At 72.8% G+C, this 23076-nt stretch carries 17 protein-coding genes and 1 pseudogene; 6 read left to right on the top strand and 12 right to left on the bottom strand.

All coding sequences use genetic code 11. The annotated features are described in order from the left end of the window. Nucleotides 1-37 precede the first annotated feature (37 nt). Nucleotides 38-784 carry a response regulator transcription factor gene (locus tag ABZ490_RS18395; RefSeq protein WP_358990844.1) on the bottom strand — a complete coding sequence of 249 codons (747 nt, stop codon included), beginning with the start codon at nt 782-784 and terminating at the stop codon, nt 38-40. Further along, a complete protein-coding gene (locus ABZ490_RS18390; protein ID WP_358990840.1) occupies nt 781-2073 on the bottom strand; it encodes a PspC domain-containing protein in 1293 nt (430 codons plus the stop codon). Before ABZ490_RS18390 ends, ABZ490_RS18395 begins: the two co-directional genes overlap by 4 nt. 179 nt (nt 2074-2252) lie before the next feature. On the opposite strand from ABZ490_RS18390, the gene ABZ490_RS18385 reads away from it, so the two are divergent. After that, nucleotides 2253-3887: a PspC domain-containing protein gene (locus tag ABZ490_RS18385; protein ID WP_358990838.1), complete on the top strand. Its 1635-nt coding sequence runs from the start codon at nt 2253-2255 to the stop codon at nt 3885-3887. Then, nucleotides 3874-4131 (top strand): hypothetical protein, encoded by a 258-nt coding sequence (locus ABZ490_RS18380; protein ID WP_358990835.1) that lies wholly within the window; start codon nt 3874-3876, stop codon nt 4129-4131. Before ABZ490_RS18385 ends, ABZ490_RS18380 begins: the two co-directional genes overlap by 14 nt. A 7-nt stretch (nt 4132-4138) precedes the next feature. On the opposite strand, the gene ABZ490_RS18375 is transcribed toward ABZ490_RS18380, so the two are convergent. Both ABZ490_RS18375 and ABZ490_RS18370 read right to left on the bottom strand, forming a co-directional pair. Then, nucleotides 4139-4660, bottom strand: a complete 522-nt coding sequence (locus ABZ490_RS18375; protein WP_358990832.1) for a DoxX family protein — start codon at nt 4658-4660, stop codon at nt 4139-4141. Nucleotides 4661-4804: 144 nt separating this feature from the next. Further along, on the bottom strand, nt 4805-6094 hold the full coding sequence (locus tag ABZ490_RS18370; RefSeq protein ID WP_358990829.1) for a hypothetical protein: 1290 nt from the start codon (nt 6092-6094) through the stop codon (nt 4805-4807). A 203-nt stretch (nt 6095-6297) separates the two neighbouring features. Here ABZ490_RS18370 and ABZ490_RS18365 point away from each other — a divergent pair, with 203 nt between their 5' ends. Beyond that, nucleotides 6298-7224: a DUF4429 domain-containing protein gene (locus tag ABZ490_RS18365; RefSeq protein WP_358990826.1), complete on the top strand. Its 927-nt coding sequence runs from the start codon at nt 6298-6300 to the stop codon at nt 7222-7224. On the opposite strand, the gene ABZ490_RS18360 is transcribed toward ABZ490_RS18365, so the two are convergent. Continuing rightward, nucleotides 7193-7987: a class II aldolase/adducin family protein gene (locus ABZ490_RS18360; RefSeq protein ID WP_358990823.1), complete on the bottom strand. Its 795-nt coding sequence runs from the start codon at nt 7985-7987 to the stop codon at nt 7193-7195. The genes ABZ490_RS18365 and ABZ490_RS18360 overlap by 32 nt on opposite strands. A 148-nt stretch (nt 7988-8135) precedes the next feature. Between ABZ490_RS18360 and ABZ490_RS18355 the strand changes: the two genes are divergently transcribed. After that, nucleotides 8136-8624, top strand: a complete 489-nt coding sequence (locus tag ABZ490_RS18355; RefSeq protein ID WP_358990820.1) for a pyridoxamine 5'-phosphate oxidase family protein — start codon at nt 8136-8138, stop codon at nt 8622-8624. A gap of 12 nt (nt 8625-8636) precedes the next feature. Here ABZ490_RS18355 and guaA read toward each other — a convergent pair whose 3' ends face one another. Beyond that, nucleotides 8637-10217, bottom strand: a complete 1581-nt coding sequence (gene guaA / locus ABZ490_RS18350) for a glutamine-hydrolyzing GMP synthase (protein ID WP_358990817.1) — start codon at nt 10215-10217, stop codon at nt 8637-8639. Between the two features lie 592 nt (nt 10218-10809). Between guaA and ABZ490_RS18345 the strand changes: the two genes are divergently transcribed. Then, the gene (locus ABZ490_RS18345; protein WP_358990814.1) at nt 10810-11091 is read left to right on the top strand and encodes a chorismate mutase; all 282 of its coding nucleotides are present in this window, start codon (nt 10810-10812) and stop codon (nt 11089-11091) included. Between the two features lie 682 nt (nt 11092-11773). Further along, the gene (locus ABZ490_RS18340; RefSeq protein ID WP_358990812.1) at nt 11774-12829 is read left to right on the top strand and encodes an LPXTG cell wall anchor domain-containing protein; all 1056 of its coding nucleotides are present in this window, start codon (nt 11774-11776) and stop codon (nt 12827-12829) included. Between the two features lie 68 nt (nt 12830-12897). Here the strand turns inward: ABZ490_RS18340 and ABZ490_RS18335 are convergent, their stop codons facing one another. The 6 genes and pseudogenes from ABZ490_RS18335 to ABZ490_RS18310 form a co-directional block, all read right to left on the bottom strand. Beyond that, a complete protein-coding gene (locus ABZ490_RS18335) occupies nt 12898-14685 on the bottom strand; it encodes a GMC family oxidoreductase (RefSeq protein WP_358990809.1) in 1788 nt (595 codons plus the stop codon). A 97-nt stretch (nt 14686-14782) separates the two neighbouring features. Continuing rightward, complete coding sequence (locus ABZ490_RS18330) at nt 14783-16462, bottom strand: succinic semialdehyde dehydrogenase (RefSeq protein ID WP_358990806.1); 1680 nt, start codon at nt 16460-16462, stop codon at nt 14783-14785. A gap of 183 nt (nt 16463-16645) precedes the next feature. Beyond that, a pseudogene (locus ABZ490_RS18325) lies at nt 16646-17401 on the bottom strand (serine/threonine-protein kinase); the annotation flags it as partial. Between the two features lie 71 nt (nt 17402-17472). After that, entirely contained in the window at nt 17473-19149 is a 1677-nt protein-coding gene (locus tag ABZ490_RS18320) for a serine/threonine-protein kinase (RefSeq protein WP_358990803.1), read from the bottom strand. Between the two features lie 51 nt (nt 19150-19200). Further along, entirely contained in the window at nt 19201-21006 is a 1806-nt protein-coding gene (locus ABZ490_RS18315; protein WP_358990800.1) for a protein kinase, read from the bottom strand. A 59-nt stretch (nt 21007-21065) separates the two neighbouring features. Beyond that, nucleotides 21066-22955, bottom strand: coding sequence for a protein kinase (locus ABZ490_RS18310; RefSeq protein WP_358990797.1), 1890 nt, complete (start codon nt 22953-22955; stop codon nt 21066-21068). Nucleotides 22956-23076: the final 121 nt, after the last annotated feature.

Below are 23076 nucleotides of genomic sequence, written 5' to 3'. Positions count from 1 at the left end.
GTGTGAGGTGGGTGGTGTGCGTCGGGGTTGGCGGGTGTCACACCAGCCGTCGTGCCGTCGCCCAGCGCGTCAGCTCATGGCGGTTGGACAGCTGGAGCTTGCGGAGCACCGCCGACACATGGGACTCGACCGTCTTCACCGAGATGAACAGCTGCTTGGCGATCTCCTTGTACGCATAGCCACGGGCGATGAGGCGCAGGACCTCACGCTCGCGCTGGGTGAGCCGGTCGAGGTCCTCGTCGACCGGAGGGGCGTCGGTGGAGGCGAAGGCGTCCAGGACGAACCCGGCGAGGCGCGGCGAGAAGACCGCGTCGCCCTCCTGCACCCGGAAGATCGAGTCGACCAGATCGGTACCGGTGATCGTCTTGGTGACATAGCCGCGGGCACCTCCGCGGATCACCCCGATCACGTCCTCCGCCGCGTCCGACACGGACAGGGCGAGGAAACGCACCGGCTGTTCGGCGTCGGCCATCAACGGGGCGCAGCGGCGCAGCACTTCGACGCCACCGCCGCCGGGGAGGTGGACGTCGAGCAGCACCACCTCGGGCCGGGTCGCGGTGATGACGGTGACCGCCTGGTCGACGTCCGCCGCCTCGCCGACGACCTCGACGCCCGTCTGCTCGGTCTGGCCGATCTCGGCCTGCACACCGGTGCGGAACATACGGTGGTCGTCGACCAGGACCACCCGCACGCGCCGCCCGCCCGTGCTCTCGCCGGGGGTCGGCGCCGGCTCGGGCGCGTCCCCCGCTGCCGCCGCCGCGTTCGTCTCGGTCGGGTCGCTCATGACGTCTTCTCCGCCCTCTCCATCTCCAGCTCGACCTCCGTGCCGCCGCCCGGCACCGCCCGCAGCCGGGCCGTGCCGCCGTTGCGCTCCATACGGCCGATGATCGATTCTCTAACGCCCATGCGGTCGGCGGGTATCGAGTCCAGGTCGAAGCCGGGGCCGCGGTCCCGGACGGACACGAAGACCGTCCTGCCCTCGACTTCGGCGTACACCTGCACGGCGCCGCCCTCGCCACCGTACTTGGCGGCGTTCACCATCGCCTCGCGCGCGGCCTGCATCTGTGCCCCGACCCGCTCGTCGAGCGGGCAGTCGCCGACGACCACGACCTCGATGGGGACGCCGTGCTTGTCCTCCACCTCGGCCGCGTTGCGCCGGACGGCCTCGGCGACCGTCGCCGGCTCGTCCTCCTCGTCCTTGCCGGTGCCCTCCGGTTTGTAGAGCCAGGTGCGCAGGTCGCGCTCCTGGGCGCGGGCGAGACGGCGCACCTCGCCCGCGTTCTCCGCGTTGCGCTGGATCAGGGTCAGGGTGTGCAGCACGGAGTCGTGGACATGGGCGGCGACCTCGGCCCGCTCCTGGGCCCGGATCCGCATCAGGCGCTCCTCGGAGAGGTCCTGGGTCATCCGGACCAGGTAGGGCCCGGCGAGGAGGGTGATCCCGACGAGGACGGCCAGCGCCGCCTGGAGGACCGAGCCGAGGTGGGCGGCCGAGCCCTGGAGGACGAAGATGCCGGAGACACCGGCGGTGACGAGGAGGACTCCGGCGCCGGCCCGCAGCAGGGTGAGCGTGCGGCGTCTGCGCCCCACCTCGACCCAGCGGGCCCGGCGGGCGTTGTCCGCCTGGCGCCAGACGAGGGCGACGCCCGCGCCGACCAGGACGGCGGGCAGGAGATAGGCCTTGGCGCCGCTGCCCAGGTTCACATTGCCGACGAAGACGAGGGCGACGACGACCATCAGGAGCAGGGCGACGATCTGGCCCCGGTCCGGTCTGCGCGGGACGAGTCTGCGGCGGCCGTCGGGCGCGGTCTCGGTGGAGACCAGGGACGGCGGCCTCTGGTCTCCGACGCCACCGACGCCGAGCGGTACGAAGAACCAGAAGGCCGCGTAGAGGAGGGCGCCGAGGCCGTCCGCCATGAACAGGCCGACGAAGACGAGCCGCACCCAGACGACGGGCAGCCCGAGATGCCCGGCGAGCCCCCGCGCCACGCCACCCAGCCAGCGTCCGTCGCTGCTGCGGTAGAGCTTGCGCGGCGGCCGCGGTTCGACGAGTGGTGCTGCTGCGGCTTCCGGCATGCCAACGATGGTCACACAGCGTGCGGGCCCGGGCATCAGGGTTCGCCCCCGAGACGCCCCTGATCTTCGGCCCGCGCGCAGGTCGAACGCCTCCCGGGCGTCGGCTCAGGGCCGATATCAGGGTCCGACCAGGGTCGTTCCGACTGCCGCCGGGGCCTCGGGCCCGCCACCATGGACCCATGGAAAATCACCAGCACGCCGCGGACGCCGTGCCCGACGAGGGCGCCGCGCCCGACGCGGCCTCCCCGTCCGCCGGTGCCCGAGGCGCCGCAGGTGAGAAGTCTCGCGCGCACGGGCAGGCGGGCACGCCCCCGCACGGAAACAGCGGAGACAGCGGAGACACCGCCGACAGCAGAGGCAGCGGAGACAGGGGAGCAGACCGTATGTCCGAGGGGCCGGGCCGGGGCGACGAGGGCCTCACCGCCGCGGAGGCCGCGGTCGGCGCGGCCACCGCCGCAGCGGCATCCGAGGCGGCGGCCCGACCGGATGCCGAGGGGGCCGGCGGTGTCGGGGGCACCGGGGGCGCCGGGCCCGTCGACGGGTCCGACAGGTTCCGGCGTGACCGGCAGTACAAGATGCTGGCCGGGGTGTGCTCGGGGCTGGGGCGGCATTACGACATGGATCCGGTGATCTTCCGGATCACGCTCGCGGTGCTCTCCGCGACGGGCGGCATCGGTCTCATCTTCTACGGGTTCGCGTGGCTGTTCGTCCCCTACTCCGACGACGAGCAGCACGAGGTGCGCAAGCTGCTGACCGGCCGGGTCGACGGCCAGGCCCTGGCGGCCGTGCTGTTCGCGCTGGTCGGCTGCGGGGTGTTCCTGTCGATGCTGAACAACGGCAGTGTGCTGACCTTCGCCGTGGTCCTCTCGCTCCTGCTCGCGGGCGCCGGGTACTGGTCGCGGCACCGGGGCTCCGCCGACCCCGATCCGCTCGCGGCGCAGGCCGTCGCCGACGCCCCGCCGGAGGCCCAGGCACCGCCGGTCCCGGCCGCCTACCCCTCCTGGTGGCGGGACCCCATCGTCAAGGACGGCACCCATGACGGCGGCACCGGCTATCTGTGGGGTCCCCTGGACTCCCGGGGGCGGGACATCGCGGCGGCCGTCAACGTCAGCCTCAGCGGCCACCTGGGCGCCCGGGAGCACATACGCGTCCCGCCCGGCCGCTCCCCCGCTCCGCGCGGCCCCCGCTGGACAGGCGGCTGGGTGTTCCTGCTGGCCCTGTTCGCGGGCGGGCTCGTCACCCGGCTCACCTGGGACGACCATCCGCTGGGCACCAGCCTGCAGGCCGGGCTGGCCGCCGCGCTCATCGTGCTCGGCGCGGGGATCGCGATCAGTTCGCTCCTGGGGCGCACCGGCGCGGGATCGGTGTTCCTGGCGCTGGTCACCGCCGGCCTGCTGGCGGGTTCGGCGGTCCTGCCCAAGGACGTGAGCACGCACTGGGTGGACCGGACCTGGCGGCCCGCGGCGGTGTCGGAGGTGCGAGGGACCTATGACCTCGGCACCGGTGACGCGACGCTGGACCTGTCCCGGCTGGACGTGGCCGAGGGGCAGACCGTGCGCACGCACGCGGAGGTGGGGGTGGGTCGGCTGCGGGTGGTCGTGCCGCCGGACGTGGCGGTGAAGCTGAGCATCGACGTGGGGCTGGGAGATGTCCGGCTGCCCGGCGAGAACAAGGAGGACGTGGACGTGGAGCCGGGCAAGCACAGGGCGGTGACGCTGCCGCCGGTGTCGGGCGGCAAGGAGACGGCCGGAACGCTCGACCTGAACCTCCAGGTCGGGGTAGGACAGGCGGTGGTGAGCCGTGCTGCGTCATGAGTTCCAGCCCGGCCGGCTGGTCGCGGGCGCGTTCTTCACCCTCGCGGGTGTCGTCTACGCAGGTGACGCGGGCGGGCTGTGGGAGACCCCCTGGTTCGCGGTCATTCCGCTCGTCCTGGTCGGCCTCTTCCTGGCCGGGGTGACGGGCGGGGTGGCCCGGTCCCTGCGCAGACGGCGCCGGACCGGCGGGGCCACAACACCCGCCGGGACCACGGGAGCGCGCCCCGGCGGCAGAGCGGGGTGAGGCGAGGTCAGTCCAGGCCGCCTGCTCGTTGCCGGCGCCGGTTGTGCCAGAGGGCGTCGAGCGAGAGGTAGGGGGCACCGGCGAGGACGAAGGGGAGCCAGGCCATCAGGTAGATGAGGTCGTTGCCGTAGTAGTACGGGTCGGAGGCCCAGCTCACCGTCAGCCAGAGGGAGAGGGAGATCAGCGCGCCGCCGAGAGCGGCGAGCCGGGTCAGGAGGCCGATCAGGGCGCCGATGCCGACGGCGAGCTCGCCGAGGGCGATGGCGTAACCGAAGCCGACCGGGTTCTTCAGGGCCAGGTCGACCAGGGCGGGGATGGCCGAGGAGTCACGGACGGCACGCATGGTGTCGCCGATCGAGCCCGCGCCGCCGTCCTTCATGAAGGCGCTGTCGGTGAGTTTGTCGATACCGGCGTAGATGAAGGTGACGCCCAGGAAGATCCGTAGAGGAAGGAGGGCGTAGTAGGTGGCGGTGTCCCGCCAGCCCCGGCCGCCGCCCTGGAGGTAGGGAGGATAGGTGTCCGTCCGCATGCCGTGAGTCATCGCCCGTAGCCGCCTCTCGCCCTGAGTGGTGGGACCCCTCAACAGACCATACGTACGAAATGGGGGGTGCGCTCAATTGTTGGCAGAGCCCGTGGGTCCCCCTGGTTTCACTCCGCCCGGGCGTTCACACGGCTACTCGGTGACGTCGATCGTGTAGCGGTTCGTCTCCACGCCCGCCGCGGTGACGACCTGGACCTCCAGCCGGCCGGGTTCGACGTCGACGGGTACGGGGACGGTGAGGACGGCGTCGGTGGGGTTGCTGAAGCCGCCCGCGACGGGGACGAGGGGGACATGGACATGGACCGGGCCGATGCGGACGACCATCCGGGAGAGACGGTCGGCGGTCTGGGCGCCGGGCGGGACGAAGCCGGCGCCGCGGATCTCGATGTCGTCACCGGTGCGGATGGGGGCGTCGAGGTCGCCGGCCTCGCGGGAGCGGACGACGGAGAGGATGACCGGGCGGCCGCCCTCGGCGTACTTGCCGGCGAGGTAGGTCGCGGCGGAGACCAGGACCACGACCGCGAGGCCCCAGGGCAGGTCGGGGAGCTGGTCGGGGCGGCGGGCGAGGCGGACCGCGGCGAAGGCCAGGGCGACGGCGCTGATGACGACGTACTGGATGTCGGCGAAGGTGCCGCGGCCGGAGTCGTCGGTGAGGAGGTCGGCGGCCCGGGGCCGGTGGGCGGGGACCTTCTGGAGCCGCTGGCCGAGGACGCGTAGGCCCACCACCCGGCGGACGAGGACCGCGATGCCGCAGACCACGGCGAGGACGGTCACGACACCGGCGCCCCGGGCGAGGTCGAGGCCGGAGATGAGGGCGTCGCGTTCGGTGTGGCCGGAGGCGGCGGCCAGGCGGCCGACGAGGACGAGGACGGCGTAGGAGAGGAGGAGGACCCAGGCGGCGGCGACCGCGCGGGAGGTGGAGAGGCGGTTGTCCTCGCCGATGACGGGGGCGAGGACGCCGCCGCGGGCCCGGTGGAACCAGGAGGCGGTGGTGAGGGCGCCGGCCACGAGGAGGGCGGCGAGGAGTCCGGCGGTGCGGGCCGAGGTCCAGCCCGCGCCGATGGCGGTGAGTGCCTGGACGAGGAGGAGGAGCACGACCGCCGCCCAGACGGTGACGGCGGTGCGCAGCCAGAGGCGGGACAGCCAGGCCCCGCCCTCGGCGCGGCCGCGTTCGGCGACGAGCTCCGCCGACTGGGTGAGTTCCTCGGAGACCCATTGGCGGGAGGCCGAGGCGGAGTGGGCGACGGCGGCGGGCAGGCCCTCGCCGGCGGCGAACTCGTCGCGTTGGAGCAGGAACGCGGCGACCGCGCGCCGGTGTCCCTCGCGGGCGCCGTGCGGGCAGTCCCCGCAGGTGCAGCCGCCGTCGTGGGAGCCCGCGCCCGTGCCCGGGTGCGCGCCCTGTCTCGCCTCCTGTACCGCCACGTCCGACGCCCGCCTTCCCCGTGACCCGAACGAGCGGCGGCCTGTGAGGGACCCGTTGTGGATCCCGGCCGCCGCACTGCTGACAACTCCCCCGCGATGACAGCGAATTGTGCCCTACCGCACACGGTCCGGCTTCGGCAGGTCTGGTCAGAGCGGGTGAAGAAGGGAGGGGTCGTGTTGACCCGGCTGCGAGAATTGTCCGTATGGCCGAGATCATCCAGCGTGACGGGAGCTGGGCCTTCGACGGTACGGCGGTGCGGATCACGCCGGGGCTGCACCGTTCCGTGCCGCTGTTCCGGCAGACGTACGGGGAGATCGTCGTGCCGCTGGAGGCGGTCGCCGGGGTCGGCTACGAGCCGGAGCGGCGGCGGGGGCGGCTGCGGATGTGGCTCAGAGAGGGGGCCGATCCGCTGTTGCAGGCGACGGGTGGGCGGCTGCCGGAGGGGGCGGATCCGTACCGGCTGCTGGTGGACGCGGACCGTTCCGGGCTGGCGGAGTACCTCGTGGCGGAGATCCGGCACGCGCTGCTGCTGGACCGGGTGCCCCAGGGGCCCGCCCCGGTCTATCTGCTGCCGGGGCCGCCGGTGCCGGTGTCGGTGCGCTCGTCGGACGGCACCGTGTCGTTCGACGGGACGCGGGTGCGGATCGACTGGGCGGACACCTCGGACCGGGTGAAGCGGGCGACGGGGCCGCGGATCATCGCGGTGGGGGATCTGGTGCGGGTGGAGTGGCTGCCCAATTCGGGTCGCGAGGACGGCTTTCTGCGCTTCGTGACGCGGGAGACGGTGGGTGCGAAGCCGCCGGCCGAGAAGGATCCGTACGCGCTGGATCTGTGGGGCGGGGTACAGCGGGATCTGCTCACCGCGCTGGTGGCGACGGCGGTGACGGCGCGGATGCCGCACCCCTCGGCATGGGCGGACGCCGGGGGCGCGGGCCGGCCGCAGCGGTGGGCGGCGGCCGTTCCCGCCCGGGCCGACCCGTCCGACGTCCTGCTGCGCCGGCTGCGGGAGCTGGGTGAGCTGCACCGGGACGGGGTGCTGACGGACGAGGAGTTCGCGCGGACGAAGAGCGTGATGCTGCGCGGTTTCCAGGAGGGACCTAGCTCAGCAGGTCCGGTTCGCTGCGGCTGATGTCCTGCCAGAGGGGCTGGTAGTTGATCCAGGCCACGAGGTCGCCGCCGAGTTGTTCGCGGGTGGCGACGGCGGCCCGGTGGTCGATCAGCAGGGGGCGGCCGGCGGCGCGGGCGGTGAGCTGGACCTGGCTGGAGCGTTCCATGGACAGGAACCACCAGGCGGCGGCGTCGACCGAGTCACCGACGGTGAGCAGGCCGTGGTTGCGCAGGACGAGGGCCTTGCGGGAGCCGAGGGCGCTCGCGATGCGCCGGCCCTCCTCGGCGTCGACGGCGACCCCGGTGTAGGCGTCGTAGAGGGCGTGGTCCTCGTAGAAGGCGCAGCTCTCCTGGGTGAGGGGGTCGAGGAGTTCGCCGAGGGCGGCGAGGGCGCGGCCGTACACCGAGTGGCAGTGGGCGACGGCGACGACGTCCGGGCGGGCGGCGTGGACCTGGACGTGGACGGTGAAGGCGGCCTGGTTGACGTGGTAGCCGCCCTCGACGACCTGGCCGTCGGAGTTGGCCAGAACCAGGTCACTGACGGTGACGTGCCTGAACGGCATGCCGAACGGATTGACCCAGAAACAGTCGCTGTACTCGGGGTCGCGGGCGGTGATGTGGCCGGACACGCCGTCCTCGAAGCCGAGGCGGCCGAAGATGCGTACGGCGCCCGCCAGTCGTTCCTTGCGGTGCCGGCGCTCGTCCTCGACCGAGTCGTGCATCGGCGGCATCGCGAAGTTCAGCCGGTCGGTGGGCAGCGGGGCAGGCGGCGTGGGCCCGTGCATCGGTCCTCCAGCACTGGGTGGGTGTACGGGCGGAAGTTACCCTCGGTCAGCGCAGGAGAACAGGCTTGTTATGCAAAGATGACGTGCGTCCGGGGAACACGACAGAAATACGACAGAAGTTGTCCGGTATCGCGTTCACACTCCGGGTATGACAGCGAACGACACGGCGGCGAACTGGGCCGCGTTCACGGCGGCCGAACCCGATCTCGCGCGGACCGTCGAGGAGCGGTTCGGCGCGTTCACCCACCATGTTCTGGCCACTCTGCGCAAGGACGGCTCTCCGCGGACCACAGGGCTGGAGGTCCGCTTCCTCGGCGGTGAGCTGTGGCTCGGGATGATGCCGGATTCGGTCAAGGCGCTCGATCTGCGGCGCGATCCGCGTTTCGCGCTCCAGGCCAACCCGGGCGAGGGCACGGGGATGGGCGGCGGGGACGTACGGATCGCCGGGCGGGCGGTGGAGGTCGAGGATCCTGCGGTGAAGGGGGCGTACAGCGAAGAGGTGGAACCGCCGGAGCCGTTCCACCTCTTCCGCACCGAGCTGACGGAGGTCGTCAGGACCTACGTCGAGGACGAGACGTATCTCGTCGTGCAGGTCTGGCAGCCCGGTGCGGGGCTGCGCGTCGTCAGGCGCAGGTGATCCCGGGGAGATCTACTCCCACTCGATGGTGCCCGGGGGCTTGGAGGTGACGTCGAGGACGACGCGGTTGACGTCACGGACCTCGTTGGTGATCCGGGTGGAGATCTTCGCGAGGACGTCGTACGGCAGCCGCGACCAGTCGGCGGTCATGGCGTCCTCGGAGGAGACGGGGCGCAGCACGATCGGGTGGCCGTAGGTGCGGCCGTCGCCCTGGACGCCGACGCTGCGGACGTCCGCGAGCAGGACCACCGGGCACTGCCAGATCTCGCGGTCGAGACCGGCGGCGGTGAGCTCCTCGCGGGCGATCGCGTCGGCCTCGCGGAGGAGGTCGAGACGCTCCTTCGTCACCTCGCCGACGATCCGGATGCCGAGGCCCGGGCCGGGGAACGGCTGGCGCTGGACGATCTCCTCCGGCAGGCCGAGCTCCTGGCCGACCATGCGGACCTCGTCCTTGAAGAGCTTGCGGAGCGGCTCGATGAGCTGGAACTCCAGGTCTTCGGGGAGCCCGCCGACGTTGTGGTGGGACTTGATGTTCGCGGTGCCGGTGCCGCCGCCGGACTCGACGACGTCCGGGTAGAGCGTGCCCTGGACCAGGAACTCCACCGCCGGGCCCGCGTCCGCGATGATCTCGGCCTGGGCCTGCTCGAAGACGCGGATGAACTCGCGGCCGATGGTCTTGCGCTTCTCCTCGGGGTCGGAGACGCCCTTGAGCGCGGTGAGGAAGCGCTCCTCGGCGTCGACGACGACCAGCTTCACGCCGGTCGCGGCCACGAAGTCCTTCTCGACCTGCTCGGTCTCGCCCTTGCGCATCAGGCCGTGGTCGACGTAGACGCAGGTCAGCTGGTCGCCGATGGCGCGGCCGACGAGGGCCGCGGCCACCGCGGAGTCGACGCCGCCGGACAGACCGCAGATGGCGCGCTTGTCGCCGACCAGCTCGCGGATCGCGGCGACCTGCTCCTCGATCACGTTCCCGGTGGTCCAGGTGGGCTTCAGGCCCGCGCCGCGGTAGAGGAAGTGCTCCAGGACCTGCTGGCCGTGCGTGGAGTGCATGACCTCGGGGTGGTACTGGACGCCGTAGAGCTTCTTCTCGTCGTTCTCGAAGGCGGCGACCGGGACGACGTCCGTGGACGCGGTGACGGTGAAGCCCTCGGGGGCGGCGGAGCAGGCGTCGCCGTGCGACATCCAGACGTGCTGCTCGGCCGGGGTGCCCTCGAAGAGGGTGGAGGACGTCCGGGAGACGTGCAGATCCGTACGGCCGTACTCGCGGGAGCCGGTGTTGTCCACGGTGCCGCCGAGGACCTGGGCCATCAGCTGGAAGCCGTAGCACATGCCGAAGACGGGGACGCCGGCCTCGAACAGCTCGCGGCCGAGGCGGGGGGCGCCCTCCTCGTACACGGACGAGGGGCCGCCGGAGAGGATGATCGCCGCCGGGTTCTTGGCGAGCATCTCCTCGACCGGCATGGTGCTCGGCACGATCTCGCTGTAGACCCGGGCCTCGCGGACTCGGCGGGCGATGAGCTGGGCGTACTGCGCGCCGAAGTCGACGACCAGGACGGTGTCGGGGGCGGTGGCAGCGGGAGTCGCTGTTGACACGGGGGCCTTCCGGCGGTGGGGCGGGGGTCTGTGTGTACGCCGATTCTACCGAGGTGGCCGTCGGAACGGTCCCGTCCCCGGGGGCTCGGCCCCCGGACCCCCGGCCATTGCCCACCCACCACCCGACTCGCTTGGAAAAAAGGGGGCGGGCCAGGTGGGTGGGTGGGCAGGTGGGCGGCTTGGTGGGCAGGTGGTGGAGGGCGGGGGTGGGCAGGGCGGGGAAGGCAGGGGCAGCGAGACCAAGGCTGGGGAGGCCAATGGCGGGGAAGACCAAGGCCGGGGAAGGCAGGGCCGGGGAAGGCAGGGGCAGCGAAGGTGTATGTCGGGGAAGTGGGGGATCGGGGAAGTGAGGGGATCGGGGAAGTGAGGGATCGGGGAGGGGATGGCGGGGTATGGCATACTCCCCCCATGCGCAAGCTTTCGACCTTCCTCTTTACCTATGGCAACCGGCCCACCGGCTGCCATGGTCGTGCTGCTTGAGCCACTGACAAGCGACTTCCCAGGCGCCCCGGGCCGACAAGGCCCGGGGCGCCTGGCGTTTTCCGGGGTTGTCGGGCCGGGGCCTCATCCCGAGACGACACCAGGAGTCACCATGACCGCCCTCGACGTGACCGGCGCCCGTACCTCCGAGGCCGCCGATGTGATCACCGGTGCGCGGGAGCGCATCGACGCCCTCGACGACCGGATCATCGGCCTGATCCAGGAACGGGCGGCCGTGTCCGCCGTCATCCAGGAGGCCCGCATCACCTCCGGCGGCCGGCGCGTGAACCTCTCGCGCGAGATGGAGGTCCTCGGCCGCTACAGGGAGGCGCTGGGCAAGCCCGGCACCGCCCTCGCGATGACGCTGCTGGAGCTGTGCCGGGGTCGCATCTGAGGTCGTATCTGAGTTCGGGCGCCCTCTCACCCGTACGGCGCGTGACCGCCGTCGGCCCCGTTTCGTTGGTCCCGGTGTCCGTTCCAGCCAGGTGCGGGCCCGGAAGTACCACGCGTGGCTCACTGGAGCGATGAGACGGACGGATCGTGCCGTGCGTCGTGGGACCTCGCTCCAGGTAAGTGACCGGACGGCAGGGGACAGCAGCCCGGTCACCCAAGAGAACGGTCGGCCTCGGGGACGCCCGGGGCCGATCGGCGGACAGGGCAAAAATGCACAAGAGCCGGGTCGAACGGTTGCGGGCGCCGCGTTCATCCAGCACGATGCAGAAAAAGCCCCGCACCGCTCCAAGTCCCGTCCCGGACGACCTTCTTGCGCGTTTTGTCCCGGATGACTTCCAGAGGTCCAGACCAATAGTGCGGCGCAACCCCCCGGCGCCGCCTCCCAGGCACCGGCGCTGCCCTGACGCCGGTGCTGACGAAAGAAGGGCCCCGCGGATCCGCCCCGCGGGGCCCTTCGTCGTACCCCCTCGCGCATGTAAATGTGATGCAGATCACATAAAGATCTTGTGAGATGAGCACAACTGTTCACAGGACTCTCGGGTCACACCAAGCGAAACAAGGGTCACGCCTGCGCCCCACATTCGCAGAAGGCCTCTCCCCACCGCCGATCTCCCGAGGTCTTCATGAAGCTTCGCCGGACTCTCCTCACCGCCGCCGCGACGGCCGCGATGGTGCCGCTCGCCCTGCTCTCCGCACCGGGAGCGTTCGCCGAGGAGTCCGGCTCGCCGTCCGCGAGCGCCTCCGAGTCCGAGACCGCCGCCGCGCCGGACTCGGACGCCTCGGACACGTCGAGCCCGTCCGGCTCCGCGTCCGACACCACCTCGCCCTCGGCGTCCGAGTCGCAGACCACCGGCAGCAGCTCCGGCTCCCCGTCCGGATCCGCCTCGCAGTCCTCCTCTTCCTCCTCTTCCTCTTCGGGCGCCTCCGCCTCCACCGGCGCGTCCGCGAGCGGGAAGCCGTTCGACCCGTTCACGGACTGCAAGGCCTTCGAGCTGGACGAGAACCTCACCGCGCAGATCAAGGGCCTGCCGAACAAGATCGTGGCCGGTTCCGGCTGGCACGGCTTCACCTTCAAGGTCCAGAACGACTCCGACCAGGACCTGACGAACGTCTACATCGACGCGTTCCTCGAGTACGGCGACGACAACGACGCCTGGCTGTCCGAGGGCCTCGCCGTCATCCAGGTCAAGGAGGACGGGAAGTGGACCGACGGCTTCCAGGACTCCTACGAGGACGAGAACGGCAAGCAGGTCAACGTCACCGGCTCCTTCGTCGGTCTGCTCGACACCCTGGAGAAGCACAGCTCCAGCACGCTCGACCTGCGGGTGAAGGTCAAGGCCTCGGCCCCGGCCGGCTCGTCGTTCGCGCTGAGCGAGGCGATCTACGCGGGCAAGGACGCCACGTGCCACGGCAACGGCGACTTCTACGACGTGAAGATCCTCGCCGCCGGCAGCGACGCGGGTGACGTCGACGACGCCGAGCCGAACGGCGAGAAGCCCGACACCGACGACGGCACCCGGGCCCAGGGCGGCGCCAAGCCGATCAGCGGCAGCCTCGCCTCCACCGGCTCCGACTCCTCGCTCCCCGTCATCGGCCTCGTCGGCGGTGTCGCCGTCCTCGCCGGTGCGGGAGCGGTCGTCGCGGTCCGGCGCCGCAGGACCACCGGCGCGCACGCGTAAGGCGCCGCCCGGTACAGCGAGAGGGACCTGCGCTCGGAGGGGGGTGCAGGTCCCTTTCGCTTGCCCGCCTACGGCTGCTGCTTCTTCGGCGGCACCGTCGGCATCCCCAGGAACGGCAGGCGCAGCGCGCCGAACGCCTCCGCCGGGACCGCCGGGGCCAGCGGCTCCACCGGCTTCAGACGCTCGTACGCCGTCCCCTGCGCCGGACGCGGGTCCGTCTCGCCCTTGTTCGGCCAGTACGACATGGCCCGCTCGGCCTGGGCGGTGATCGTGAGGGAGGGGTTGACGCCCAGGTTCGCCGAGACCGCGGCGCCGTCCACGACCGAGATGCCGGGGTGGCCGTAGAGGCGGTGGTACGGGTCGATGACCCCGGTCTCCCGGGAGTCGCCGATCGGGCAGCCGCCGAGGAAGTGGGCGGTGAGCGGGGTGCCCATCAGTTCGCCCACGTTGGAGCCGGCGAAGCCGTTGATGTCGGCGGCGATCACGGCGGCGGCCTCGGAGGCGGCCCTGATCTGCTTGGGGTTGGGGGCACCGTGGCCCTGGCGGGCCGTCAGCAGCCCCTTGCCGACGCCCGTCTGCTTCAGGTACGTCGTCAGCGAGTTGTCCAGCGACTGCATCACCAGGCCGATGATGGTCCGCTCCGACCAGCGCCGGTTGGACAGCGAGCGCAGGACGAGCAGGGGGTGGCGGGCGGCGTTGGCGAACCAGCCGGCCACCCGCGACGAGCCCTCCGCGTACGGGACCTGGAGGATGGACAGGCTGCCCATGGAGTTGGAGCCCTTGCCGTAGCGGACCGGCTCGATGTGGGTGTTCTCGTCCGGGTGGATCGAGGAGGTGATGGCGACGCCGCGGGTGAAGTCGGCCCTCGGCGCGCCGGTCGCCCGGCGGTAACGGCGGTCGTCGGTCTGGGCGCCGACCAGCGCCTCGGAGTTGGTGCGGGTGAGCTCGCCGAGCCGGTCGGACAGGTACGGCAGCTGTCCGTTCGCCTTCATGCGGTGCAGCAGGGTCTGGGTGCCGTAGGTGCCGGCCGCGAGGACGACCCGGCGGGCCGTGAAGGTGCCGCCCTTGGACCGGCGGCGGTCGTCGGTCGGGAGGGTCGCCACCGCGTACCCGCCCCGGGAGTCGTCCGTGACCGACACGACCGTGGTCATGGGGTGGACGACCGCGCCCGCCTTCTCCGCGAGGTACAGGTAGTTCTCGTTCAGGGTGTTCTTCGCGCCGTGCCGGCAGCCGGTCATGCACTCGCCGCACTCGGTGCAGGCGTTGCGGTCGGGCCCCGCGCCGCCGAAGTAGGGGTCCGCGACCCGCTCGCCCGGTTTCGCCTTCGCGGCGCCGTCCGCGTCCTCGCCGTCACCGAAGAAGACGCCCACCGGTGCGAGGTGGAAGGTGTCGCCGACGCCCATCCGCTCGGCGGCCGCCTTCAGGTGGACGTCGGAGGGTGTCGTCGTCGGGTTGAGCCGTACGCCGAGCATGCGGCGCGCCTGGTCGTAGTACGGGCTCAGCTCCTCCTGCCAGTCGGTGATGTCCCGCCACTGGGGGTCGTCGAAGAAGGGCTTCGGCGGGACGTAGAGGGTGTTGGCGTAGTTCAGGGAACCGCCGCCGACGCCCGCGCCCGCGAGGACCATGACGTTGCCGAGGAGGTGGATGCGCTGGATGCCGTAGAGGCCGAGCCTGGGGGCCCACAGGTAGTTCTTGAGGTCCCAGGAGTTCTTGGGGAGGGCTTCGCGGGTGAAGCGGCGGCCGGCCTCCAGGACGCCGACCTTGTATCCCTTCTCCGTGAGGCGCAGGGCGGTCACGGAACCGCCGAAGCCGGAGCCCACGACGAGGACGTCGTAGTCGTAGGTGTCCTGGGGCACGATTGCTCCTCTTCGCGTGTCCGTGCGGGTAGTACGTGGTTGCTCGCGCTCACGCGGCGGAGCCGCATATCGATCCAGCCCCGCGCCCCTGAAAACCTCAGCGCAACCGGAGTGCCTTCATCACCCGCAGGCTCGTGCTCATGAAGGCCGCGTACTTCTCGTCGTCCATCCCCAGCGCCGGCGCCATGGGCAGCAGCCGCTGCTGGGCGACCGTCTGGGCCTCCGTGTACTTGAGGATGCCCTCCGAGCCGTGGCGGCGGCCGAGGCCGGAGTCCTTCATGCCGCCCATCGGGGACTGGACGCTGCCGTAGGCGGGCGCGTAGCCCTCGTTGACGTTCACCGTGCCGGTGCGCAGACGGGCGGCGACCTCGGCGCCACGGCGGGCGTTCCTGGTCCAGACGGAGGAGTTCAGACCGTACGGCGTGGAGTTGGCGAGGGCGACCGCCTCGTCGTCGGTCGTGAAGCGGTAGATCGAGACGACCGGGCCGAAGGTCTCCTCGCCGCACACCGCCATGGGCTCGGTGACGCCGTCGAGGATGGTCGGCTCGTAGAAGTAGGGGCCGATGTCCGGGCGGGCCACGCCGCCGGCGACCACCTTGGCGCCCTTGGCCACGGCCTCCTCGACATGCCGGGACACGGTCTGAAGCTGGCGTTCGCCGACCAGGGAGCCCATGTCGGCGCCGTAGGCGAGGGAGTTGCCGAGGCGCATGCCCTTGGTGCGGGTGGCGAAGCGCTCCAGGAAGGCGTCCGCGACCGACTCGTGGACGTAGAGCCGCTCGATGGAGATGCAGAGCTGGCCGGCGGAGGAGAAGCAGGCGCGGACGGCGCCCGCGGCGGCCTTCTCGATGTCGGCGTCGTCGAGGACCAGCATGGCGTTCTTGCCGCCGAGTTCGAGGGACACGCCGACCAGCCGGGCGGCGGCACCCTGGGCGACCTCGCGGCCGGTGCGGGTGGAGCCGGTGAAGGAGACGTAGTCGGCGTGCCGGACGACCTCGGGGCCGACGACCGGGCCCTCGCCGAGCACGACCTGGAAGACGTCGGCGGGCAGACCGGCCTCGATGAGGAGGTCGCGGGCCCACAGGGCCGTCAGGCAGGTCTCCGTGTCCGGCTTCATGACGACCGCGTTGCCCGCGACGAAGGCGGGGAGCGCGTCGCCGACGGACAGCTCCAGGGGGTAGTTCCAGGGGGCGATCTGGCCGACGACCCCGCGCGGGTGGCGCAGTTCGGTGACCTTGGTGAGGGTCGGCATGGCGCCGGCGTGCCGCTTGGGCCGCAGATACGCGGCGGCCCGGCGGCCGTAGTGGCGGGCGGCGACCGCGACGGCCTGGACCTCCTCGTGGGCGTGCAGACGGGCCTTGCCGGTCTCCAGCTGGATGAGGTCGAGGACCTCGGCCTGGCGGGCCAGGACCAGGTCGTGGAAGCGGAGCAGGACGGCGGCGCGCTCCCGTACGGGGGTCCGCGCCCACACGGCCTGAGCGGCGCGGGCCGCCTCGTAGGCCTTCAGGACGTCCTCGGGGGTGGACTCGGGCAGGTCGGCGAGCTTCTCGCCGGTGAACGGCGTGTGGTTCGCGGTGCGGCCGGAGCCGACGACGCCCTTGGTCAGCTGGGCGACGAGCTGGGGGGTGACCACGTCGGCGGCGGTGCGGACCCCCGCGGGGGTGGGGGCGAGGGGGTTGGTCCCTGCCGGGGCCGTGCCTGCCGTGGTCGTACCTGCCGTGCCGGTCGTACCTGCCGTGGTCGTCGTACCGGTGCTGTCCGGGGCCTGCGAGTCCGTCATGACGCGCAGGGTATGCCGCGGGGAGGACTTTGGGTACCCGCCGGTAACGGGGATTCACCGACCGTCCACATGCCGCCAGTGTCCACTGGCAACGAAGCCGCTGATCAGGGCGCCGATCGGGACATGAGGAGGTTCAGCGGTTCAGCGGCTCTCCAGCTCCAGGGGGGCGCGGGACGCCGCGACCACGGCCTCCAGCTCCGCCGCGGCCTCTGCCGCCTCCGGTCGGCCGTCCGGGTCCGGGCCGAGCAGGCGCCGGACGAGGGGGTCCAGCGGGCCGGTGTCCGCCACGGCGGTGCGGAGCAGGGCGCCGAGCGACCACAGGTCGGAGGCGGGTCCGGCGTCGCGGCCCGCTCTGCGCTCGGGAGCGGCGAAGTCCGCGGAACCGGCGAGGGTGTCGCCGGGCGGCTCCGGGAGGGGGGCCAGGCCGAAGCCCGTGAGGACGACCCGCCCGTCCGGGCCGAGCAGGACGTTCACCGGCCGCACCTCACGGTGGACGATCCCGACGGCGTGCGCGGCGCGCAGGGCGCCGAGGACGGCGAGACCGATCCGGGCGGCCTCGGCGGGGTCGAGGGGGCCACGGGCGAGCCTCTCGTGCAGGGACTCGCCGCGGATCAGCTCCATGACGATCCAGGGCGGTCCGTCGCCGGCCGCCTCGGGCGCGCCGTCCTCCTCCACCACGTCGAGGATGGCGACGGCGGAGGGGTGGTCGACGAGGGCGGCGGCGCGGGCCTCGTGGTGGAGGCGGTGGGCGGCCCTGCGGCGGTCCTCGTCCGGGCCGCCGGGCAGCCGGGGCTGCTTGACGGCGACCTCTCGGTCCAGGAGGGCGTCGTGGGCCCGCCAGACGGTGCCCGTGGCGCCGGAGCCGATCCGTTCGAGCAGTCGGTAACGCCCGCCCGCGACAAGGTCGTTGACGCCTATGGGGGCGCCGTCGTCACTCATGCCCCATGACTACCACGAGCACCCGCGTCCACGGCCGCCGACTACGGCAGCCTACGGCTGTCTACGGCTGTCTACGGCTTGTCGAGGTCCAGGTTGGCGATCGCCGTCCGCGCCACCTCCCGGCCCCGCGCGGTGAAGTCGCCCTTGCCCGGGTAGCCGATCAGGAGCTTGTACATGTCGCCGGCGGCGGACCGGTAGTAGAAGATCCGCAGCTCGCGCGGGCGCGGGTCCTGACTGTCGTCGGTGATGTAGACCACGGTGTTCCCGGCGGCGGGCCGGCCGTCCCGGTACCGCGCGTTGCCGTCGGTCTTCGTGCGCGGCTTCTTCGGCATGTCGAGCTCGTAGCTGCCGGACTCCTTGAAGTCCCCGTCGTCGGCGTACATCTCGGCCGCCGCCGAGGCCTTGATGTTCCTGCCCGTGTCCTCCGCCTTGCGCACCACCTCCAGCACGACGGAGACCGCGCCGCTCGGGTCGGTGTACGCGACCCAGTGCTCGTCGTCCCTGCGGTCCTTGTCCGGCTCGCTGCGCACATAGGTGCCGGGCACGGCGAGGGTGGCGGTGACGTCCTTCTCGTGGTGCCGGGACCAGCCGTCCGGCAGCGGTCCGGCGAACGGGTCGGCGATCAGCACGTACGCCGTCGCGGCCGCCGCCAGGACCAGGGCCGCGAGCGCGGTCCACGCCGTACGGCCCGGGCGGCGCCGGCGTACGGGAGCCTCGGTCGGCGTCGGGGCGGGCGCGTCGGCCGCGAGGACCGACACAGGGAGCGGCGCGGGCGGGTTCGCGGCCGCCTCCAGCAGGGCCCGGACCTGTGCGGCGCCGGGGCGGCGGGCCGGGTCCTTGTCGAGCAGCCCGTTGACGGCGTCGGCGAGCGGGCCCCGCGCGGCGGCGGGCGGGGCGGGCTCGGCGTGCAGGACGGACTGGAGGGTGGCGGCCGTGTTGCTGCGGCGGAAGGGCGACACGCCCTCCGTGGCCGCGTACAGCACCACGCCGAGCGACCACAGGTCGCAGGCCGGTCCCGGGCGCCGGCCGAGCACCCGCTCCGGCGCGATGTACTCGGGCGAGCCGACGAAGCCGCCGGTGTCGGTCAGACTGGTCTCGCCCTCGATCTGCGCGATGCCGAAGTCGGTGAGGACGATCCGGTCGTGGCGGCCGAGGAGGATGTTGTCCGGTTTCACGTCCCGGTGCAGGATGCCCGCCGCGTGCGCGGCCTCCAGCGCGGCCAGCACCTCCAGGCCGATCCGGGCGGCCTCGCGGGCGCTGAGCGTGCCCTCCTGGAGGACGCTGCCGAGGGAGCGGCCGTGGACCAGCTCCATCACGATCCAGGGCTGTCCGTCGACGACGGCGACATCGTGCACGTTGACCACGGCGGGGTGGTCGAGCCGGGCCGCCGCCCGTGCCTCGCGGCGCATCCGTTCGAAGGCGTTGGCCCGTTCCCGTTCGGGAAGATGGTCCGGTACGCGGGGCTCCTTGACGGCGACCTCGCGGTCCACGGTCTCGTCCTTGGCCCGCCACACCGTGCCCATGCCGCCGATGCCGAGCCGCGACAGCAGCCGGTACCGGCCGGCTATGAGCCGCCCGGCGCCGGGCTCGCCCTGCTGTGGAGGGATCGGCGAGGGGGCGGCGGGCGGGAGCGGGGCGGGCGGGAGCGGGGCGGGCGGGAGCGGGGCGGGCGGGAGCGGGGCGGGCGGTTGCAGAACAAAACTCGTCGTCTCGTCGGGCTCGTGGCCGACACCCCCGTGGTGACTCATGGGTCCATCCCTATCGCGCCAGGCGGGCCGGTTTCCACCGGAGAACGGCAACTACCGTGTCACGAACGTGTCGACCGCGACGTCGAAGTACTCCCGGGCCTCCCGCACCTTCCCGACGGGCGCCGACACCCACACGTCGTACAGCCGCCCGCCCTCCTCCCAGCACAGGTCGTAGGTGTGCCGGGGGCCCTCCGCCGCGCTGAAGCCGTCCCAGGTGAACTCCCAGAGGGCGGCGGGGTCTTTGCCGTGGGTGGTCTCGGTGACCGTGCCGTCGTGGTAACCGGGGTTGGTGTCGGGGCCCTTGGCGGCCGCACGCCGCATCACGCCGAGCGGGCCGCCCGACTCCGGGGCGGAGACCTTGATGCCGAGCCGGAACGTCTCTCCGGGGGACATGTAGAAGACCCGCTCGCCCTGCGGCACGCGCGTGAAGTCCTCCGGCACGGCGAGGGCGAACCCTGCCGGGTCGTCGGCGACGCGGTAGCCGGAGGGGGCGCTGGGGCGCTCGTCGGAGGCGGGGCTCGCGCCGCCGGAGGCCGAGGCGGACGGGGTGGCCGTCGGGGTGCCGGGGCTCGCCGAGCCTCCGGCGGTCGGACCCGCGCCCGGGCGCGTCGTCTCCCGGGTCGCCGAACCGGCGGGAGCCGTGGCACCCGTATGTCCCGTAGGACGGGCGGAACTCGTGGGGCTCACGGGTGACGAACCGCCGCCGTCACGGTTCACCAGCAGCGCCGCCGCCGACACGCCCGCGCCCGCCATCGCGGCGACCAGCAGCGCGGCGATCAGCACCCCCCGCGAGGAACGCTCCTGGGCGGGCAGCGGCTCCGAGCCCAGCCGGGTCTGCTCGGCCCCCGGCCGGGTCCGCTCCGGCTGCCGGGACTGCGGCCGGGACTGCTCCGCCCCCGGCTCCTCCGGCTGCCGGTGCTGGTCCGCCCGCGCGGACGGCCGCCGGAACCTCCCGGTCACCCGGGAGCGGGCCGGCAGGTCCTCCTGGGTGGGCGTGTACCCGGAGCCCACGGGCTCCGGCGTACGCCCGGTGTCGAGGAAGGCGCGCAGCAGCCGCTCCGCCTCCGCCGGTGCGAGCCGCCGTTCCGGATCGCGCTCCAACAACCCCCGAACGACGGGCAGCAGCGGGGCGGCCTCGGCGGGCGTGCGGATCTCGGCGAACACGACGGCGTGCAGGATGCCGCCCAGGGAGTCGCGCCGGAAGGGCGACTCGCCGCTCAGCGCGGTGCACAGCAGCGCGCCCAGCGACCACAGGTCGGACTCGGGGCCGGTGCGGGCGCCGGACATCCGCTCCGGGGCGGTGTACTCGGGCGAGCCGACGAAGGAGCCGGTCTCGGTGAGCGTGGTGGCGCCCGCGACCTGCGCGATACCGAAGTCGGTGAGGACGACCCGGTCGCTGTCGTCCTCCAGCAGGACGTTCGCCGGCTTGATGTCGCGGTGCAGCACCCCGGCCGTGTGCGCGGCGCGCACGGCGCCGAGCAGGGCGATGGCGATCCGGGCCGCCTCCTCGGGGGCCAGCGGGCCGTGTCCGGCGATCCGGTCGGCGAGCGAGCCGCCCTTGATCAGCTCCATGACGATGTACGGCCGTTCGTCGTCCTCGACGACGTCGTGCACGACGATGATGTGCGGGTGGCTCAACTGGGCCACCGCGCGGGCCTCGCGCAGTGTCCGGTCGCGGCGGCCGCGCGCCTCCTCGGCGGAGAGCGTGTCGTCCTGGATCAGCTCCTTGACCGCGACACGCCGTCCCAACAGCTCGTCCGTGGCACGCCACACGACGCCCATGCCGCCCCGCCCGAGCCTCGCCTCGAGTCGGTAGCGGCCCGCGATGACGCGGACGGCGTCCCCCTCGGTCCCCATGGGCCCATCATGCCCCACCGGATGTCCCCGCTCCGGGTGGCCGACCGGCCAACCCCCCGTCAGGAGGCGCTGGGTTCCCGCCAGCTCTGCAGTACGGCTTTGAACTGCTTTGCGGTGGTGGCCCAGTCCTTCGCCGGGGAGGACATGTAGATCGCGTACTCCGAGCCGTCCCGGGCGATGTACGTCTCCTCGATGGCCCGGCGCGGCCCGGGGAACTCCGTGTCCTTGGCCAGCGCGGTCCAGGTGTACTCCCACTCGGAGCCGTCGCGGTCGCGGTAGATGTTCTTCTCCAGCTTGACCGTCTCGTAGTCCACCAGCCGGGAGAGCTGCGCCTCCAGGTCCTTCTGGTGGGCGTACGGGTCGTTGTAGTCGGGCGACTTGTCCAGAGCGATCCGGACGAAGTGCTCGCCGCCGTCCGGGGAGTAGTCGATCTGCTGGAGGTCGCCGTCGTCCTGGTAGACCGACCGCGTCCAGGTGTCGTCGGGCAGGGAGAGCCCGAAGCCCAGCGGGTCCTCGACCTCGGCCCAGGAGCCGGCCGAGGTGCGCGGCGAGGCGGAGGCGGAGGTGGAGGCACCGGGGGACGAGGTCCCGCCGCCGCCCTCCCGGACCTGGTCCCAGCTCTGGAGCGCCACGGCCGTACCCCCGCCGACCAGCGCGGCGACCACGACCACGAGCGCGAGCGTCCGCAGCCGGCGGCGGCGCGAGGGCCGGGCGTCCGGGGCGGGGCCGAGGTGGACGGGGCCCGAGTGCGCGGGAGGGGGGACGGGGCCGGAACCGGTGCCGGAGTGCGGGAGGCCGGCGGCGGTCGGGCCGGTGGCCCCGGGGACGGGCGTCGACGCCTCCGCCGCACCGGGTCCTCCCGTGGGCGGCCCGGCGTGCGCCCCGGAGACGTACTGCGCCCCGGAGGGGTACGACGACCCGGACGGGTACGACGATCCGGACGCGTACGACGATCCGGAGGGGTATGACGATCCGGAGGGGTATGACGATCCGGAGGAGTACGTCGACCCCGTGCCGCTCGTCCCTCCCTCGGGCTCCCCGTACGCGTCCGGGCCGCCCTGGGTCCGGCCGGGGTGGGCGTACCCGCCCGGTCCGCCGTACTGCGTGGGCACGAAGGCCTGGGCCGCGTGCGGGCGGCGCCCTTCGGCGGCCTCGGCGAGGAGCTGCTCGGCCTCGGAGGTGGAGGGGCGGCCGGCCGGGTCCTTGCGCAGGAGCGCGGCGATGACGGGGCCGAGCGGACCGGCGTACTGCGGCTCGGCGGCCTCGTCCTCGACGACGGCCTGAAGGGTGCTCAGCGCCGAGGTGCGGCGGAACGGCGAGCGCCCCTCCACCGCGGTGTACAGGGTCGCGCCGAGCGCCCACAGATCGGAGGACGGGCCCGGGTCCTGGCCGCGGATCCGCTCCGGGGCGAGATAGTCGACCGAGCCGACGACCTCTCCGGTCCGGGTGATCGTCGTGTCGCCCTCGATCTGGGCGATGCCGAAGTCGGTGAGCAGGACCCGGCCGTCGTGCGAGATGAGCACGTTGCCGGGCTTGACGTCACGGTGGAGCACCCCGGCGGAGTGCGCGGCGCGCAGGGCGCGCAGCACCCACAGACCGATCCGGGCCGCCTCGGCCGGCTCGACCCGGCCGTCCTCCTTGACGGCGTCGGCCAGCGAACGGCCCTCGACCAGCTCCATCACGATCCACGGCCGGCCGTCGTGTTCGAGCACGTCGTGCACGGTGACGACGGCGGAGTGGTTGATCCGCGCCGCGGCGCGCGCCTCCGCCCGGGTGCGCGCGAGCAGGACCGGCTTGTCGCCCTCGGTGACGTAGAGGGCGGCGGTCAGCTCCTTGATGGCGACCGCACGGTGCAACAGCTCGTCGTGCGCCCGCCACACCCGACCCATGCCACCACTGCCGATGGCGTCGGCGAGCCGGTAACGGCCCGCGAGGAGCAGGCCCTGCATCTGATTCACGTTGCCCCGCAATGCTCTTGACAGGGTCAGCGTAAAGACCGGGATGCCTCCGGGGAACCACGGGGGTGCCAAGGAGACAGCACTGTGACGGTTGTCGCTTCTGCGGCCGCCC

The sequence above is a fragment of the Streptomyces sp. NPDC005811 genome (genome assembly GCF_040630405.1).
Taxonomy (GTDB): domain Bacteria; phylum Actinomycetota; class Actinomycetes; order Streptomycetales; family Streptomycetaceae; genus Streptomyces.
The sequence above is the reverse complement of the archived record's forward strand: the minus strand, read 5'-3'. Positions and strand labels throughout refer to the sequence as shown.

Coding starts and splice junctions, on each gene's coding strand:
- ABZ490_RS18340 (WP_358990812.1), top strand. CDS start 11,774: ATGAAGCTTCGCCGGACTCTCCTCACCGCCGCCGCGACGGCCGCGATG.
- ABZ490_RS18315 (WP_358990800.1), bottom strand. CDS start 21,006: ATGGGGACCGAGGGGGACGCCGTCCGCGTCATCGCGGGCCGCTACCGA.
- ABZ490_RS18330 (WP_358990806.1), bottom strand. CDS start 16,462: ATGACGGACTCGCAGGCCCCGGACAGCACCGGTACGACGACCACGGCA.
- ABZ490_RS18375 (WP_358990832.1), bottom strand. CDS start 4,660: ATGCGGACGGACACCTATCCTCCCTACCTCCAGGGCGGCGGCCGGGGC.
- ABZ490_RS18395 (WP_358990844.1), bottom strand. CDS start 784: ATGAGCGACCCGACCGAGACGAACGCGGCGGCGGCAGCGGGGGACGCG.
- ABZ490_RS18365 (WP_358990826.1), top strand. CDS start 6,298: ATGGCCGAGATCATCCAGCGTGACGGGAGCTGGGCCTTCGACGGTACG.
- ABZ490_RS18355 (WP_358990820.1), top strand. CDS start 8,136: ATGACAGCGAACGACACGGCGGCGAACTGGGCCGCGTTCACGGCGGCC.
- ABZ490_RS18310 (WP_358990797.1), bottom strand. CDS start 22,955: ATGCAGGGCCTGCTCCTCGCGGGCCGTTACCGGCTCGCCGACGCCATC.
- ABZ490_RS18390 (WP_358990840.1), bottom strand. CDS start 2,073: ATGCCGGAAGCCGCAGCAGCACCACTCGTCGAACCGCGGCCGCCGCGC.
- ABZ490_RS18320 (WP_358990803.1), bottom strand. CDS start 19,149: ATGAGTCACCACGGGGGTGTCGGCCACGAGCCCGACGAGACGACGAGT.
- ABZ490_RS18385 (WP_358990838.1), top strand. CDS start 2,253: ATGGAAAATCACCAGCACGCCGCGGACGCCGTGCCCGACGAGGGCGCC.
- ABZ490_RS18360 (WP_358990823.1), bottom strand. CDS start 7,987: ATGCACGGGCCCACGCCGCCTGCCCCGCTGCCCACCGACCGGCTGAAC.
- ABZ490_RS18345 (WP_358990814.1), top strand. CDS start 10,810: ATGACCGCCCTCGACGTGACCGGCGCCCGTACCTCCGAGGCCGCCGAT.